Origin of the sequence: uncultured Streptococcus sp., assembly GCF_963525625.1 — a bacterium.
Classification (GTDB): domain Bacteria; phylum Bacillota; class Bacilli; order Lactobacillales; family Streptococcaceae; genus Streptococcus.
On sequence record NZ_CAURLD010000030.1, the window covers coordinates 1 to 17,253 of the forward strand.

Sequence of the window (17,253 nt, forward strand, 5' to 3'; positions counted from 1 at the left end):
GTCCTGCGCGTCTGCCAATTCCGCCATCCCCGCGATTGAGTACCTTACTAGTATAACAGGACAGCTAAGGCTTGTCAAGAAAATTTTTGACTTTATTTCAAAAAATCAACTTTCTACTCAATCAGCAAATCTAAGAAATCTAAGCGAAAATGAAGCTAAGGCAGGAACATAGAAAACTCAAGGTTGCTGAGTCGCAATAAAGACAGCCACCGTTTGGTCGGGATCGTATTTTTCAAAGTCAATAGTGTAGTCCCGATGAAGCTCACCTGATTCTTCTGCCTGCCAAATCCTCTGCCAAGCATGAAGAATCGCTTGCGGATCCTCCTTATCCGCTTCAAAGACTTGATAGGTCTGCTCGGATGTGTCAAAATCATAGACTTCCCCATCTGTCAAACGGCAGATAGAGAGGCTGTAGTCTCCTTTGTAATCATTGGCATAGTCATGATAGACGGCATAAACCGGCTCCCCCTCAGCAAAAGCTTCTTTCACAGCTCCCTCTTGTTGCTGCCAGAGAGCTTGGATTTTTTCTATACAATGCTCATCTTGAAAATTATTAGTACGAATACTAGCTAAAATGTTTAGAAACATCTTCTTCCCTCCTTTTATTTTTCATTATAACATTTCTCTAGAAAAATCGCTTATCCTAGAAAAAGCAAGTCTATCTCTCCTGGCTCTTTTCTACCGCTGCTGTGACAAATGCCCTATAAAGACCTTCAGGTCGGTTCGGTCGGCTGGAAAGCTCTGGGTGATACTGACAAGCAACGAAGAATTTGTTTTCTGGGATTTCTACTATTTCGACCAAGCGATTGTCTGGTGAAACTCCTGAAAATACAAATCCGGCCGCCTCAAACTGCTCGCGGAAAGCATTGTTAAACTCATAGCGATGGCGGTGACGGCGCTGCACGACTTCTTGATGGTCGTAAGCTGCTGCTGCCTTAGAGCCAGGCTTAAGCTTAGAAGGATAGAGCCCCAGTCTCAGCGTCCCACCCAAGTCTTCGACATCAATCTGATCACGCATGAGATCAATAATCGGAAATGCTGTGTCTGGATTGAGCTCCGCTGAGTTAGCATCTGCCAATCCCAGGACGTGACGGGCGAATTCGACACAGGTTAACTGCATACCCAAGCAAATACCCAACATAGGCACATCCTGCTCACGCGCATAGCGGATTGCCTGAATCTTACCCTCAGTTCCTCTCTGACCAAAGCCGCCCGGAACGATAATCCCATCCGCACTTCCAAGAAGCTCAGCTGCGTTTTCGGCCGTTACCTGATTCGCATCAATCCAGTTAATCTTAACCTCCGCATCATTAGCATAGCCGGCATGCTTGAGCGCTTCGACAACTGAAATATAGGCATCTGGCAACTCGACATACTTGCCGACCAGAGCAATCTGAACCTGCTTTTCCAGACTCATCACTTTCTCTACCATGGCTGACCATTCAGTCATATCCGCTGCCGGCACATCCAGCTTCAGATGGTCACAGACGATTTGGTCCATCTTTTGCGCCTGCAAATTGAGAGGAATTTGGTAAAGATGCTCCACATCTAGCGACTCAATGACCGCCTCCGGCGCCACATCACAGAATTGAGCCAGTTTGTTTTTGATATTTTGTCCAGCTGGCTTCTCTGTGCGGATGACCAGCATATTAGGCTGAATCCCCAAACCTCGCAACTCTTTGACAGAATGCTGAGTCGGTTTGGTCTTCATTTCGCCGGCTGCCTTGAGATAGGGCAGGAGAGTTGTATGGATATACATGACATTGTCTACACCGACATCCGCCTTCATCTGGCGCAAAGCTTCTAAGAAAGGAAGAGACTCGATGTCGCCCACTGTACCTCCGACCTCTGTGATAATCACATCCGAGTCCGTGGTCCGTGCTGCCCGCTTGATCTTGTCCTTGAGAGCATCTGTAATATGCGGAATGACTTGGACCGTCGCTCCCAGATACTCGCCTTTACGCTCCTTGCGTAGGACTTCGCTATAGATTTTACCAGTGGTGACATTGGAGTATTTATTGAGATTGATGTCAATAAAACGCTCATAGTGCCCCAGATCCAGATCCGTCTCGGCTCCATCATCTGTGACAAACACTTCCCCATGCTGATAAGGGCTCATGGTGCCGGGATCAATGTTGATATAAGGGTCAAATTTCTGAATCGTAACCTTGAGGCCTCGATTCTTCAAAAGCCGGCCCAAGCTAGCTGCCACAATCCCTTTTCCGATAGAAGAAACCACACCGCCGGTGACAAAAATATATTTAGTTGACATACGTACTCCTTTTCATAAAACAATTCATTCCAGCAACCACGTCGTTGCTGGAAACTTAGCTATAGGAGGATTTTCCATAATCTGTCTGAAAAAGAAAAATAGCTCCCTGGAAACAGGAAGCTCTGACCTCTAAAAGAGGTGCCCGAACAGTATGATATCGCAAACCTAAAAAATTGTCAAATATTTTCAGTCGATTTTCATTCATTCTCAGCAATACTAATGACATGTGTTTCAAATTCTAAATCAGGCATGCACTCTTCTAAATCGTGTCGGATTCGTTCCAAGGCTTCCAGACGCATTTCGACAGAGGTATTGGCATTCCCCTGAATGATGAAAATGGCATCCTTGGTCTCCTCATCAAACTTATAATACTCGCTGTCACGGACATCCAGCCAAGCCAAAATGCCTTTGGCATCCCGATAGACATAGTCCGTCTTGGCAACATGCTTCTCCTTGGATAAAATAGGCAGAAAAACATCTTCCTTTTGGCTTACGGTGAATTCTATCTGATCTTCAATCTTATCAAAATCATGCCCACCAATAGCCAGTAGAGAATGCAGGGCTTCGACGTTATAAATATCAATAATGCTATTAATATGAGGGAGCGATCCGCGGTGCTGGATATTGCGAATCAGCGCGGGAACAGTCGGAGGATTTTTCTTGACACTGCGACCTACGCGCTGCAGTATCTCTATATAGCCTTGAACCACCGACGACTCAAGCACCTCATCCAAGTCGCAGGCTAAAGCCCAGTCTTCCATTTCCTTTTTCTTTTTTAGAAATGAGGGAGACAGTTCTGCATGAGGATTGACATTCTTGGCAATCCCGATAACAACGCTCTTAATACCTAAATCACTCAAACTCTTATCAATGACAAATTTCATAGCAGCCGTCCTCCATCTTTTCTTTATTAAATTTTATTAGTATTATACACCCTCCGAACTTATATTTCAAGGAATATTAAAAGAAACAAGGAATTCGTCGCTTGTTTCTTTTTGCTAGATTTATTCTTCCTCTTCAGTCTCCGTGTCTTCGTCAGAGTAGTCGTCATCTTCTTCGTTGAGTTCGACTTCCTCACCTAGATCATCTGGAGCGATTTCATTGATTTCTGCATCGTAAGCTTCCACTTCATTCTTCTCATCGTCTGGATTTTCCTCATCATATGAAAGAGCCGGATCTGCTTCGTAGCCGTCCTCATCTTCTGGATCGTCATCGCTGTAGTCAATGGCATCCTCATCGCCATCCATAAAGGCATTAACACGTTTCTTCTTGCGTTTTTTAGGTGCGTCATCCTCATCAGTTTCTTCCAAGGCGATGATTTCTTCATCCACTTCGTCAATAGCATACCATGAACGCAGACCCCATTTATTATCCCCCAGCGGAATAAAGCTGCCGTCTACATTGAGTTCTGTGTAGAATAAAGGCAGAGCATCACGAATCTCACTGTTTGATTTTTCCAGATAGTTTTGAATTTCATTGACCAAATCATTAAAATACATCTCATGATCGCGGCCGCGGGCTTCCAAAATGGCACGCGCCACTTCAATCATAGAAAGCTCACTTTTTTCCTGTCCAGCAAATACTTCTAATTCCAAAGTTGATCTCCTTTAAGATTAAGTAAAGGCTTGTCGCCCTCTTGCAATTTTTCGCTACTTTCTATTGTACGATAAATTTCTATTTTCGTCAAAAGAAAATCCAGGAAAAATCACGGAACAAGTACAAAAAGAAACTAGTGCATCTGTACACTAGTTTCAAATGATCTCATTTTGAATGATGAAGCATTATTTCACTTTCGCAGTGCTTGTAATCACTTCAACAGCTTTCTTGATAGCAATGTCGTGTTTCAGCATGTCTTCTGACAGCAATTGACGAACACGTTCTACTTCCATGTTGTAGTCTGTAGCCAATGAAGTTACTTCTGCTTCGATTTCTTCTGCGCTAGCTTCAAAACCTTCTGCCTTAGCAACAGCTTCTACGACAAGGTTTGTTTTAGTGCGTGACTCAGCATCTGCTTCGTATTGCTTGTGCAGGTCTTCCTGACTAGTACCAGTGATTTGGAAGTACATGTCAGGTGAGATTCCTTGGCGTTGCATATTGCCCAAGAATTCATTAACAGCGCGGTGTACTTCTTCGTGGACCATTTCTGCTGGCAAGTCAACGATTTCAGCGTTTGCTACTGCTTGATCAATAGCTGCTGCTTCTACCGCATCGTTATAAGCTGTTTCCTTAGCTTCTGACAATTCTTTGCGGTACTTTTCTTTCAGCTCGTCAAGCGTTTCAACTTCTTCGTCGATATCTTTTGCAAGTTCATCGTCCAATGCCGGAACTTCTTTTTCTTTAACTTCGTGAATAGTTGTCACAAATTTAGCTTCCTTACCTGCCAAGTCTTCTGCTTGATAGTCTTCTGGGAAGGTTACGACAATGTCCACTGTTTCACCTGCACTGTGGCCAACCAACTGCTCTTCAAATCCTGGGATGAATTGACCGCTGCCCAGTCCAAGTGAGAAGTTATCGCCCTTGCCGCCGTCAAATTCAACGCCGTCAACAGAGCCAACAAAGTCAATCACAACTGTATCACCGTCAGCTGCTGGACCTTCTTTGAGAACCAACTCAGCCAAGTTGTTGCGCTCACGCTCAATGCGCTCATCTACTTCGGCGTCAGTCACTTCTTTGCTAGCTTCAACAGTTACTTCCAAGTCTTTGTAAGCACCCAGCTTAACTTCTGGCTTAGTGACTACTTCAGCTTTGATGACCCAGTCTTGACCTTTTTCCATAGACTCGACATCAAACTGAGGCTGAGCAACTACTTCGATACCTGCTTCTTTGACAGCAGCTTCGTATGCTTCTGGAAGAAGAGCGTTCAAAGCATCTTGGTAGAGGGCTTCTTCACCAAAACGTTGGTTGAAGATAGCACGTGGAAGGCGACCTTTACGGAAACCTGGTACAGCAATATCTTTTTTTACTGAGTTAAATACACGGTCCAAGGCAGGCTTGATTTTCTCTTGACTGATGCTAAAAGTCAAAAGACCGCGATTTGTTTCTTTGTTTTCAAATGATACAGACATTCTGTCATTTCTCCTTAAAATTTATTGAATACAACCCATTATAGCATAATTAGAGTTTTTTTCAAAATTATTTTTCCTTTTATCCCTTCCTGATTTTATCCTCTATATAGGCCGCTCTGACGCCGCCAATCAGCTTGGGACGGCTGGCTAAAGCCGTGACATGAGCAGCTCCCAACTCCTTGAGAATCGGTCGGATAGGAATCTGCACGTGCTTGATGTGCATGCCGATAGCAGTATCGCCAATATCCAGCCCCGCCTGAGCGACAATAAACTCTACCTCGACAGGATCCTTCATGTATTGGAAAGCTGCTAGCTGACCGCTGCCGCCTGCGTGAAGAGTAGGCAGAACATTGACAATTTCCAAATCCTTCTTGTTCGCCAAGGCTCTTTCGACTACGAGGGCACGGTTGAGATGTTCACATCCCTGAACTGCTAGAAAGATCCCCTTGTCTTCTAAGATATCCAGTATGGTTTTGACAATGACCTGTCCAACTTCCAGACTGGAACTCTGACCGATATGGCCTCCGACAACCTCACTAGAGGATAGACCCAGAACAAAAATATCTCCCTCGACCAAGGCAGCTTTGTCCAAAACATCTAGAACAATCTGACGAGTTTCTGCTCCAATCTTAGCTAAGTCCATGTCTCACCCCGCTTATTTCACTGTGACTGTCTTTTTCAAACTCTCTGGGAAGGCTTTGTAGAGGGCAAAGCCGACTGCTAAACCAAATGTATTCTGCATAAAATTGCCCAAGATTCCAGCCAGACCTGCTCCGACACCATTCATGATGCTGTCAAAGAGGGCGTAGCCACCGACCATAGCCACCGCGGCTAAGGCTAGACCAAGGTAGCGTTTCTTGCCCTCAAATCCAGCAAAGAAACCTTGAAGTCCGTGGCAAATCAGACTGAAAATCATCCACTGAGGATAGCCGGCAATCATATCAATCAAAAAGCCTGAGAGTCCTCCGACAATAGCCGCTTCTTTGCGGCCAAAGTAGAAAGCCGTGAAATAAATCCCTGCATCCAGCAGTGTCAAAAATCCTGTCGCCGTTGGGATTTTCATAAAATTCCCCAAAACCACAGACAAGGCTGTAATAATAGCTAAGAACACTAATTTTTTAACTTGATTATTTCTCATACTGAACTACCCCATATTGATCTGAGCGCTGAATCGCTCGGTAAACAAAATCTTTAGACAATTGAACTGCTGCAAGCGGAGACTTGCCGAGAAGCAGCTGACTGGCAATGCTGGAAGCAAACGTACAGCCTGCCCCGGTATTGTTTCTGGCCAGCACTGGCGATTCCATGACCTCAAAATCTTGACCGTCATAGTAAAGATCCACCGCCCGCTCCTTGCTTAAACGATTGCCGCCCTTAATCACCACATGCTCGGCTCCCAAATCATGGAGCACCTTGGCTGCATCCTGCATATCCGCCAAAGTTTTGATTTCGTTTTGGGTCAATAGCTGAGCTTCTGCCAGATTTGGCGTGATGATGCTGACATAAGGGAAAAACTTGATGATTTCTTCTCTCAGCGCACTGACCTCCAAATCATGATTTTCCTTGCAGACCAGAACAGGATCCAACACTACTGGTATATCCGCATGCTGCTTGACAAAAGCCAAAGCCTGCTCTGCTATTTCCAGATTGGGTAAAAGTCCTATCTTAATAGCAGAAAAAGGAACATCCTTGAGACTGGCCAGTTGCTGGGTAAAAACCTCCTCCTCAACTGGAATGACCTCAAATCCCTTGTCAGTCATAGCCGTCAGGCAAGTAACAGCTACAAATCCATGCAGGGCATTGACTGTGTAGGTAGCCAGATCGGCATGCAGTCCGCCACCGCTGAAAATATCATTGCCCGAAAGAGCTAAAATCAACTTATTCTTCATATCGAATCTCCTTTAGATAGAGGCCGTTTGGACCGGCTGTTGGCCCCGCCAGATGGCGGTCTTTCTCCGCTAATATCCTCTGAATCTGCTCCACCGGCATACGCTTGTTACCAATCTTGAGCAGGGTACCGACCATATTGCGGATCTGCTTGTAGAGAAAGCCATTGCCCGAAAAAGTAAAGACTAGAAAATTCCGCTCTGCATCATAGCGAACCTTGGCCTCGGTAATGGTCCGAACCTTGTCTTCCACACTGGTCCCCGAAGCCGTAAATCCTGTAAAATCATGCGTCCCCTCTAACTGAGCAATTGCTTCTTCTATCAGACTCAGCTCCAACGGATAAGGATAATGCGTGGCATAATGGCGCATCATAGGATTTTTAGGCCGGCCGATGTCCACCAAAAATTCATAGGTCTTGCTGTGCTTATTGTAGCGAGAGTGAAAGTCCTCTACCACTCGCTCCACAGAGATAAAATCAACATCTTCCGGCGTCTGTGTATCCAAGGCAAAACGCAATTTCTCTTCATCCCGCTCTTCTGGTAAATCAAAATGCAGCACCTGGCCCAGAGCATGGACACCGCTGTCGGTTCGGCCCGCTCCATGAATCACCACAGGCTGGCCTTTATTGATGCGGGTCAGGGTCTTTTCAATCTCTTCCTGAACGCTTCTGGCATGGGGCTGTCGCTGAAAGCCAGCAAAGCCATAACCATCATAGGAAATAATCGCCTTATATCGTGTCATGTGTTTATTTTAGCAGGAAAAAAAGCCCCCAGCAAGCCCTAAAAGCAGGAACTGTCTGGGGACAGATTTTTACGAAAATGCTGTATAAGAATTAGGGATAATCTGCGCTACGAGTTACCATTATGCAACAAAACAACCCATCTGAACCAGACTGTCAGTGACGGCACAAACAGAACAAATTCAAATGGGTTATTGATTACATATTGCTAAAAGTCATTATTTGTAGTTACACATGCAGCAAATTTGACACTTTTTCTTAGGAACCCCAAATGGAGTTTTCATCCATGAAGCTATTGGTGTTCTTCAGCAACTGCGTAAAGACAGCATACTTGAAGTCCTTGGTTGCGCGTTCATCGACACGAGACTTCTTCAGATCCTTGTCAACAGCTTCTGCAAAGCCAGCTTTCAGTTCTTCATAAGTGTGATAGACTTTTCCGTTGACAGTCACTGGCTTAATACCTGAGGTTTGTGCTTTATCCACAACTTGTCTGAAGTAAGCTTTCTTGAAGGCTTCCATTGTTTCAAATTCGCCTTCAGAAATTTGCTTGATGATAAAGTTGTCGCTCAAACCAGTCACACCTTGCTCATTGGCTGTCTTCCGGTGTTTATTGGAAGCATAGCTTACAAAACCTTTTTCATAGCCATAGTAACCCCAGATTCTGAAGGTATTATGCTTGAACATCAAGGCACCTGGCGCTCCAGTACTGTTTTGACCGCCACCATAGATACCTGTCATAAAGTCGATAGCAATGTAACTAGAGTCATAGTCAGCAGGGTTATAAGTTCGATTGTCCACCGCACGGTTAGAAAGCAAACCTTGGTCAACCAAGTCCTCTACAGATGAAACTGACATGGCCGCTTTCTCTTCTGCCGTCAACTCTCTCACGACATCATATTGAGTCCGAGCATCTACAACCTTCGGCTCAACCTTCTTGAACCATTTAGCAGCTGCTGCATTTCCTTTATCCACAACTGCTTGACCTTCAAGGTAATCCAGCAGCATGAGAGTATCATTATAGCCCTTCATGTAATGGTCGATGTCTGCTCGGTTCTTGAAGAGACTTGGCGAGCTATTGAAAATGAGACTACCATTATTTGGACGATCAAAGGCCATATTGAGACCTAGAGCACCCCAGCCTGGCTGATCAGGAACAGGCGATTGGAGCATTCCTTGGGCATAGCCTTCTGGTCCAATCCCTTGTCGTCTGCCATGTCCGCCCAGGTAAATATAGCCGTCATTGACGTGGGTAAGCTCGTGAGTGAAGACGGACACACCATATTCCGTCAAGAGGTCAAAGGCCTCGAAGTTCACACGGATTGAACCGGCAGCATGGGCGCCATAGCCATTGGACTTGTACCAGCCACCCGCTCTGCCACCAACTAGGTTAAAGAACTCGCGGGATGGTGCATAAGAATTGCCCTTATTATCATTTCCGTTGACATCAATCCAGCCACGTCCTTCTACATCAAAACCATCCCATACAGCCGTTACATTTTCCTTGACCATTCTGGACTTGATATCATCTGAGAGAAGCTTGTACCAAGTGTCTACGTGATTTCGATGCTGAGTCGCTACTTCCTTGATGCGCGCATTAAATCGTTCATCAGACCATGACCGGCGCTTGTCTCTGTTGACAAAGGCCATGGTGCTATAGTTTGACAGAATAGCTAGACGCGTATTCTTCAAGGTTAGAAGTGGGAGGATATAGTTGCTGAAATATTCAGAATTGAGGTTATCAAAGACGCGATACTTAGCAGACTTAATCTCCTCGACTTCTGACTGGCGTTCTTCAAACTGAATAAAGCCTCGAGTTGCATCCTTGAACCAAGTATCCATGTCCGCAAAGTCAGTCAGCAGGCGACGGTTGTAATCCAAGTAAGCCACCAAATCACTAGACTTGGACTCAGCCTTCAACTGACGTGCAAACATATTGACATTGTCTGCCCCTTTCAGTTGATTTTCTGTCGAACTTCCAATCTTAATCAAGCGATCTAGCAATGGTACTTTTTCACCATAGAAGTCTGGTTTGAAGAGCACCAGCTCTTTGAGGTTGTAGTCACCAAACTTGAGATCGTAATAACGGTTGAGGTAGGTCAGACCGAGCATGATAGCGGTCTTATTCTCTTCGATTTTAGATTTCAGAGCTTCGTTGGCTGCTGGATTGTCTGCATGGAATCTTGTCCATTCATTGGCCAGGAGCTTACCAAGCATATCCTGCAAGTTGGCTTTCACTTCAGCCAGAGATTCATCCAGGAAGAGGCGCTTCACTTTGTTGACCTTGTCATTATCATTAGGCAGACCAACAGAACGATAGACTTCATCACTGTACAGGTCAAAGTTCTTCAAGCTCTCAGTCAGCTGAGTCAGCAAGTCATCTTTGACAGCCGTTGAGTGATTTGGGGTATAGACCGTACCAAGCTCTGCGATCTGATATTCCGGCAGAGTCGTCTGTTCAAATCGTGCTTGATTTTGAAGATTGTAGATGATCTTGCTTCCGTCTGCAAAATGGACTAAGATCTTATCTGCATCCGTTCCGCCAACAACAAACTGATTGCCCTTCAGGGCTTGAACCGCTAAGACTTTCTTAGTCAACAGGTCGCCCGCCTTACCAGCATCCACCAGCTTATTGGCCTCATGAATCAAGAATTCTTGATTGTAGAAAGGCATAAAGCGTTCTAGGTTTTGATAAAGCTGTTCATTTTCTGCCTTGTAACCCGGCTTATCTTGATAAGTACTTGTTCTCAGAATAGCAGCATTTAGCTTCTCAGTTGTCACTTCATTTGCGCTGGCTTGCTCAAGAGCCGTGATCTGATAGCTCTTAACTTTTTGCTCAGCTTCTGCTTCTGTCAAGCGACGGAACTTGGCATCTTTACCTGTCTTGGTTCCAGAGCTTTGTCCCTGAACACCAAAGAGATTTTGGAGTTTTTGTCCCATCCAAGCATCGGTAATCTCATTATCTGAGCTAAAGAGCTCTTTTCCGTTCACTACGGTGGCATAGCTGACAGTGTCATTGATAGTTCCATATGGCCAAATGGAAGCAGCGATACCAGCTGAATTTCTTGAGCCTGCATCCTCTAACTTACCTTTGGCAACCGACTGCATCAATCTACCCCAATTACCCCAGCCTGAACCTGAATAGTCAGTGAAGTTTTGAGCGACCAGCATACCTGCATTTTGGCCACTCTTGACCCAAATATCGGCTTCGACATAAGCGCGTTTCACCAAGGACATGGCGTTGGTGCCTGCGATACCGGCTGTAACAGAATTTCCACCCTTGGACTTAATACGACCCTTAAAGGAGACATTTTCAACTCGAGATTGGCCTTCTATATTATTAACCAAACCGGCAATATGGTCTCTTCCTTCCAAGTAGCCTTGGACATTGACGTTTTCGATTACTCCTTTATTCTTCAAGCGAGCAGCAATTGTCGCAATTGTATCACCCGCTTGCGAATCTGGATAAACCATATTGACTCGCTTAAAGTCAATATCCTTGACCGTTCCGCCAGTAATCGTATCAAATAGAGGATGCGCTAAGTCTAAAATCGCATGGCGCTCGCCATTTTGACCACCAATCAGCTGACCTTTGAATTCACCTGGCAGGTAAGACTTGCTGTTGGCAGGTTTGTCAATCAATTTGGCACTGATACTGCGGCCCAGAATAAAGGTTCCAGAAGGATTTTCCTTGATGCCATCCAAGAGGTCTTGGAAGTCATAATAGACATTTCCTTCACGCTTCTTGGCCTTTTCCAGATAAAAATCAAAGCTGTTTTGAAGACCAGTTGCGCTTCTTTGCAGCAAGTCTGGCAGCTGAGCCTGGATCTTGAAGACAGGCTGGTTGTCAACGATCACTTCCTCGATAGAGGTGACCGGCAGGACAGTATCCTTGAACTGGTCTGATGTAAAGTGCAGGTAATATTGGTCCAGATTTGCTGGTTTTTCAGCCAGAGTAGGCATCAATTTTGTCTGGCCATTCTCAACCTTCATCAAGGAGACATTAGTGATGGACTTGAGTTCCACCTTCTTCAGGTCAAGCCGGACTGTCTCTTGAGCTAATTCCTGACTTTCAGGGCCATTACCTAAGTCATAGGACAGAGTCGTCTCAATCTTATAAGGAGTATAGTAGTCCAAACCACTGAAGCTCGCAGTTAGCTGACCACTCGCCAAGTTCTGCTCAGCTATCAACTGGCCATCTTTCTTCAGACGAACATGAGCACTAGTAAAGTCTTGGTCCCTATCCGTCAACTGGTATTGAATTTGCGCAGATTTCTGCAATTCATCCTTCTTAACCGCTGAAACAGTCAGAGTCGGCGCTGCTTTAAGGGCCAATAAGTCAGCCAAAGCCTGCTTGAGTTGGTTGACACCCGCATCTACTTCATCTTGACTCGACGAAGTTTGATAAACCGTCGCAGCCATATTCTTAATTGCTTGCAACTGCTGGTAGGATTGATTGGTGTAAACTGCTGGATCCACAGCCGCTGCTAAAGCTAGCTGCTTGCTCAATTCTTCTTTATTGATGCGAGCCTTGCTACCTCGAGTGACCACCGTATCAACTACTTCATGCAAGATTCTTTCAGTTGTTTGCGGCTCCGATATGCGATTACCGTCCAAGACTTCATAGCTGGTAACAATTTCTTTTTGACCTGGAGTTCCATCAACAATGGTCTCCTCATCAAGATACTTGCTATCATCTGTCTTGTTGACAACTTGAGGTTCAATCGTTTCTAGCTTGATGTCTGTATGTAGACTAGGCTGTTCTGGCTGAACTGTTGACTCACCATTAACGCCGCCTGTGTATTCTGGGAGGGCGGGCTCGACAGGGGCTATGTCTCCTGCCGTGCCTACTGGAGCATCATAGACTGGATTGTCTGCTTGGACTGATGATTCGCCATTAACACCGCCTGTGTACTCTGGCAAAGCTGGCTCAACTGGAGCTGTGTCGCCAGCTGTACCGACTGGGGCTGTGTAGACTGGATTCTCCGCTTGAACTACTGACTCGCCGTTAACGCCGCCCGTGTATTCTGGGAGGGCGGGCTCAACTGGGGCTGTGTCGCCAACTGTAACGACTGGGGCAGTATAGACCGGATCCTCCGCTTGAACTAGCGACTCACCGTTCACAGCACCGCTGTACTCTGGTAAGGCAGGCTCTTGTAAACTTTCCCCTTTTGCCGTTTCTATAGGTGGATTTGACGGCTGAGGAGCTGGACTAGGATTTGGAGCTGGAGTTGGAAGATTCCCTATCTGGCCAGAATCACTTTCATCAGGATTCAGCTGATACAGCAACCCTGCCTGAGCAGCTCGATCAATAGAATCAGAATCCTCTTTTGCAGCTTCTGACACTTCTGCTTGCGCTTGACTTTCCTGACCAGCTGGCAGAGAGGTCGACTTGGTTCCTGTCAAAGCAAGCAAATCAGAAGCGGTAAAGTAACCGATATAGTTATAGCCTGCAATAGTCACATCCGCTTCAGAAACTGTTGACGAAACCACAACTTGACGGTTATATGAAAGCAATTCCCGATTTTCTAGCGCAAACGCTTGAGGAGACTGTAATACAGTCTGTCCCAAGCTGCCTAACAAAAGCACTCCTAGTAATTTGCCAGATTTCTTTCGTGAGAATACCAAGACAGCCAAAATAGCCGTTCCCGCAAATAAGCCGAGAAGCGGCTGTCCATTATTTCCTGTACGCGGCAAGACAGCTTGCCCATCTTGCTTCCGATAAATCAGGTAATAGTTTTCCCCTGTTTGCAGATTTTCAGGCAGACCTTTCTTAATCAGACCTTTTTCCTGTTCGGTTAGCTCGTGCTCTTCAACATAGCTATAGTGAGCAGTCGCACCGCCTCCTACTTCATCTGCGGCAACTGTCGAACTGGACAAAGAGCTCCCAAAAATCAGAGCTGCAATGGCAACTGAGCCTACACCGACAGACAATTTGCGAATCGAATATTTCTGAATTCGCTCCTGCACTTTTTCAAAACGTTTCACTTTATAAATCCCCTTTTTCCTAAAATGTATAAAGCTAATCTCCCAATATCTCCCTAGCCAACTCCCCAGTTAGCTAAAAAGATGCGTTTTATACATATAGTATTATCATATATCTTTTAGGAAATTTTTACAATAGATTTTACTCAAAAAAACAATTAATTTTTGTAAAAATAAATAGAGAAAACCTCTTTACGCTTTTTATGGTGAGTTTCTTTTGATTAAAAGGCTGGTCAAAGTGGTTCTTTCCCTTGACTGCATGCGCTCAATGCCCTTCTAGAAAACATAAAAAGAACAGCATTAGGCTGCTCTTTCTATATAATTACAAATCTTCCAAGGCATCTTTCATTTTGTCAAAGAAGCCTTTTTTCTTAGGATTGACCGAGATATTGCCAGCTTCCGCAAATTCTTTGAGGGCCGCTTTTTGACGGTCGTTGAGGCCAGTCGGTGTCACAACATTGACAGTAACATACTGGTCACCCATGCTTCCACCACGCAGACTCGGTGCTCCCTTACCACGCAGACGGAAACGCTTGCCAGTCTGTGTTCCTTCTGGTATATTCAGCTCGACATCCCCGTGAACAGTTGGAATATCCACGCTGTCACCAAGAGCTGCTTGGACAAAGTTGAGATTGAGCTTGTAGTAAATGGTAGACCCATCTCGCTCAAACTTATCACTCGGCTCAACTTGGACCACGACATAAAGGTCACCATAAGGACCGCCATTAAAGCCTGCTTCACCTTGACCAGACAGACGGACCTGCTGACCAGTTTCCACACCAGCAGGGATTTTCACCTTGACGCTGTGAGCCTGTTTTTCATGACCCGTTCCGTGACAGGTTTCACACGGACTTTTGATTTCTTTTCCTCGGCCGTGACAGACATCACAGGTTACTTGGCGACGCATCATGCCAAGCGGTGTCTGGGTATCAACATTGATGACACCTGAGCCATGACAGCGGCCGCAAGTGACAGGACTAGTCCCTGGCTTGGCACCAGACCCAGCACAGGTATGGCAGGTCGCTTCACGGTTATACTTGATTTCCTTCTCAGCTCCGAAAATCGCTTCTTCAAAGCGGAGATTTACACGATACTGGAGATCGTCCCCTTGACGCGGAGCATTAGGATTACGCGAAGCACCGCCACCAAAGAAGCTAGAGAAGATGTCTTCGAAGCCGCCAAAGCCAGAGCCATCAAAGCCACCAAAGCCGCCTGCACCGCCGCCAAAGCCACCATTAGCTCCCGCTGCACCGTATTGATCATAGGCTGCCCGCTTTTGCTCGTCGCTCAACGTCTCATAAGCCTCTTGGACTTCTTTATATTTGTCCTCCGCCCCAGCTTCCTTATTAATGTCGGGGTGGTACTTTTTAGATAATTTCCGATAGGCTCTCTTGATCTCATCCTGAGAAGCATTCTTAGAGACACCTAGACGGTCATAATATTCTGTATTGTTCATGTAAGATACCAAGACCGTAAAATTCGACTGATTTTTCTTTTTTCTGAGAATTTAGGTCGGGTTCAGTTCCTTTCTTTAAATTTTAGAAAATATTGATCAGAGGGTATTTTTAAATTCATGCTTCATTTCAGCAAACTCTTCTTCTGATAAAGTGAATATCAAGTCCTCTTCCGAATACTGATTCCGTTCTTTAAAATAGTTGTCAGCATTATCTACCAAACCTAGACTAAGAAGCACTTTTCTCGCAAACGCTTGATGTGCAAAGCCAACAGCTGTAATGATGTTCTTATCTTGCAGAACAGCTTGAGCTTTGAAATTTTCACGCGGAAGAAATTCAAAATAGTCAAAAAAGTTTTGCCAAATCCCACCAGTAAATTTAGTTTCCTTCAACAAACCTGCTTTCGCCAATAAAATGGGTGCTGAGGAAATAGCTGCAATAAAAATCTCTTGCTGCTTCAAACTTCTTAGGAAAGAAATTAATTTTTCATCATGCAGAGCAGGAGCAATGTTTATCATTCCTGGCAAAATAACACAAGAATAATCTTCGATGACCACTTCATCCAATGTTCTAGTAGGTTGACAGGGAAGTCCATCTTCCGACGTTATAACATTTCTATCTGAACCAGCATAACCAACCTCAACACCAAAAGATAGAGCTAAAGTACTGGTCAGACCAACTACTTCATAAAGCGAAAAATTAGGATAAATTAAGCAGAGCACTTTCTTCATAAGCGTCACCCTCTAGTTTAGCGAAAAACAGAGGCTGGGTTGCAACCTCTGGATTTCCAATTTGTATTAATTAAGCCATTTAAAACTGAAACGAGAATCTCATTTTTTATGTTTTAATTTATACTTTCTTTCTACTTCATTATAGCTAGCAACTGCAATTGTAATAATATCTTCACTATTACAATCCTCAGCTTTCACTTGTCGTGTTATAGAATTATCGTCATCTCCCGAATTTTCATCTATACCTTCTAAAGATGTCGGCAATAATGTATCTCTATGAAATTTTACGATTGTTACTTTATTATCTTTGCTATAATGGATTTCTAAAAATTTATTACCAATAATATCATCTAAATAATATAGTGCTGTTTGTTCCCTATTATTCTTACGATATATTTCCAAACCGTTTTTTTCAAGGTTTGCAATTAATTCATCAACCTTCATGAAAGTCTCCTGACTTGTAGTTACTTCTCCGTAAACTCTCCGTCTACGACATCGTCGTCTGCTTTAGTTGAACTAGCGTTTTCAGCTCCTTCTGCTCCTGCTTGGGCTTGTTGAGCTGCAGCAGCTTGCTCATAGAGTTTCACTGCTAGCGCTTGAGCTTTTTCGTTAAGAGCTTCCAATTTTGCTTTCATGTCGTCCAAGTTATTATCTTCTTGCGCTTTCTTAAGTTCATCAAGAGCAGCTTGGGCAGCGTCACGCTCTGCGTCGAAGCCTTTGCCTTCAGTTTCCTTGATGGTCTTTTCAGTCGCAAAGATAGCTTGGTCGACTTCGTTACGAAGGTCAACTTCTTCCTTACGTTTCTTATCTGCTTCAGCATTCGCTTCTGCGTCCTTCATCATACGGTCTATTTCTTCATCAGTCAGGCCGCTGTTAGATTGGATGACAATATGTTGTTCTTTTTGAGTTCCAAGGTCTTTCGCCTTAACAGATACGATACCGTTCTTATCGATGTCAAATGTTACTTCGATTTGAGGGATTCCACGAGGAGCAGCTGGGATATCTGTCAATTGGAAGCGTCCCAGAGTCTTGTTATCTGCTGCCATTGGGCGTTCACCTTGAAGAACATGGATATCAACGGCTGGTTGGTTGTCTGCTGCAGTTGAGAAGACTTGTGATTTAG

At 44.8% G+C, this 17,253-nt stretch carries 14 protein-coding genes; all 14 read right to left on the reverse strand.

The features are described from left to right. Positions 1–177: 177 nt before the first annotated feature. On the reverse strand, positions 178–588 hold the full coding sequence (locus tag RYK49_RS10990; RefSeq protein ID WP_002908767.1) for a GyrI-like domain-containing protein: 411 nt from the start codon (positions 586–588) through the stop codon (positions 178–180). A 70-nt stretch (positions 589–658) separates the two neighbouring features. Then, positions 659–2,272, reverse strand: coding sequence for a CTP synthase (locus RYK49_RS10995; protein ID WP_002908765.1), 1,614 nt, complete (start codon positions 2,270–2,272; stop codon positions 659–661). Between the two features lie 197 nt (positions 2,273–2,469). Next, positions 2,470–3,156 (reverse strand): phenylalanine--tRNA ligase beta subunit-related protein, encoded by a 687-nt coding sequence (locus RYK49_RS11000; RefSeq protein WP_314831279.1) that lies wholly within the window; start codon positions 3,154–3,156, stop codon positions 2,470–2,472. Positions 3,157–3,276: 120 nt separating this feature from the next. After that, a complete protein-coding gene (gene rpoE / locus RYK49_RS11005) occupies positions 3,277–3,867 on the reverse strand; it encodes a DNA-directed RNA polymerase subunit delta (RefSeq protein WP_002898937.1) in 591 nt (196 codons plus the stop codon). Between the two features lie 186 nt (positions 3,868–4,053). Next, positions 4,054–5,337, reverse strand: a complete 1,284-nt coding sequence (tig, locus tag RYK49_RS11010; RefSeq protein WP_314831278.1) for a trigger factor — start codon at positions 5,335–5,337, stop codon at positions 4,054–4,056. Positions 5,338–5,416: 79 nt separating this feature from the next. Further along, positions 5,417–5,980 carry a TIGR01440 family protein gene (locus tag RYK49_RS11015; protein WP_268686854.1) on the reverse strand — a complete coding sequence of 188 codons (564 nt, stop codon included), beginning with the start codon at positions 5,978–5,980 and terminating at the stop codon, positions 5,417–5,419. A gap of 12 nt (positions 5,981–5,992) precedes the next feature. Beyond that, positions 5,993–6,475, reverse strand: a complete 483-nt coding sequence (locus tag RYK49_RS11020) for an ECF transporter S component (protein WP_268686855.1) — start codon at positions 6,473–6,475, stop codon at positions 5,993–5,995. Continuing rightward, the gene (locus tag RYK49_RS11025; protein WP_314831277.1) at positions 6,465–7,226 is read right to left on the reverse strand and encodes a bifunctional hydroxymethylpyrimidine kinase/phosphomethylpyrimidine kinase; all 762 of its coding nucleotides are present in this window, start codon (positions 7,224–7,226) and stop codon (positions 6,465–6,467) included. Before RYK49_RS11025 ends, RYK49_RS11020 begins: the two co-directional genes overlap by 11 nt. Then, positions 7,216–7,965, reverse strand: a complete 750-nt coding sequence (gene truA, locus RYK49_RS11030) for a tRNA pseudouridine(38-40) synthase TruA (RefSeq protein WP_314831276.1) — start codon at positions 7,963–7,965, stop codon at positions 7,216–7,218. The genes RYK49_RS11025 and truA overlap by 11 nt, the downstream gene beginning before the upstream one ends. A 256-nt stretch (positions 7,966–8,221) precedes the next feature. Next, the gene (locus tag RYK49_RS11035) at positions 8,222–13,948 is read right to left on the reverse strand and encodes a ZmpA/ZmpB/ZmpC family metallo-endopeptidase (protein WP_314865705.1); all 5,727 of its coding nucleotides are present in this window, start codon (positions 13,946–13,948) and stop codon (positions 8,222–8,224) included. 319 nt (positions 13,949–14,267) lie between these two features. After that, a complete protein-coding gene (gene dnaJ / locus RYK49_RS11040) occupies positions 14,268–15,401 on the reverse strand; it encodes a molecular chaperone DnaJ (protein WP_002893708.1) in 1,134 nt (377 codons plus the stop codon). A 96-nt stretch (positions 15,402–15,497) separates the two neighbouring features. After that, the gene (locus tag RYK49_RS11045) at positions 15,498–16,130 is read right to left on the reverse strand and encodes a DJ-1/PfpI family protein (protein ID WP_314831074.1); all 633 of its coding nucleotides are present in this window, start codon (positions 16,128–16,130) and stop codon (positions 15,498–15,500) included. Between the two features lie 99 nt (positions 16,131–16,229). Continuing rightward, entirely contained in the window at positions 16,230–16,574 is a 345-nt protein-coding gene (locus RYK49_RS11050) for a hypothetical protein (protein WP_002911724.1), read from the reverse strand. Between the two features lie 20 nt (positions 16,575–16,594). Continuing rightward, on the reverse strand, positions 16,595–17,253 hold a 659-nt coding region (locus tag RYK49_RS11055), incomplete at its 5' end, for an Hsp70 family protein (RefSeq protein WP_314865707.1).

Coding starts and splice junctions, on each gene's coding strand:
- RYK49_RS10990 (WP_002908767.1), bottom strand. CDS start 588: ATGTTTCTAAACATTTTAGCTAGTATTCGTACTAATAATTTTCAAGAT.
- RYK49_RS10995 (WP_002908765.1), bottom strand. CDS start 2,272: ATGTCAACTAAATATATTTTTGTCACCGGCGGTGTGGTTTCTTCTATC.
- RYK49_RS11000 (WP_314831279.1), bottom strand. CDS start 3,156: ATGAAATTTGTCATTGATAAGAGTTTGAGTGATTTAGGTATTAAGAGC.
- tig (WP_314831278.1), bottom strand. CDS start 5,337: ATGTCTGTATCATTTGAAAACAAAGAAACAAATCGCGGTCTTTTGACT.
- RYK49_RS11015 (WP_268686854.1), bottom strand. CDS start 5,980: ATGGACTTAGCTAAGATTGGAGCAGAAACTCGTCAGATTGTTCTAGAT.
- RYK49_RS11020 (WP_268686855.1), bottom strand. CDS start 6,475: ATGAGAAATAATCAAGTTAAAAAATTAGTGTTCTTAGCTATTATTACA.
- RYK49_RS11025 (WP_314831277.1), bottom strand. CDS start 7,226: ATGAAGAATAAGTTGATTTTAGCTCTTTCGGGCAATGATATTTTCAGC.
- truA (WP_314831276.1), bottom strand. CDS start 7,965: ATGACACGATATAAGGCGATTATTTCCTATGATGGTTATGGCTTTGCT.
- dnaJ (WP_002893708.1), bottom strand. CDS start 15,401: ATGAACAATACAGAATATTATGACCGTCTAGGTGTCTCTAAGAATGCT.
- RYK49_RS11045 (WP_314831074.1), bottom strand. CDS start 16,130: ATGAAGAAAGTGCTCTGCTTAATTTATCCTAATTTTTCGCTTTATGAA.
- RYK49_RS11050 (WP_002911724.1), bottom strand. CDS start 16,574: ATGAAGGTTGATGAATTAATTGCAAACCTTGAAAAAAACGGTTTGGAA.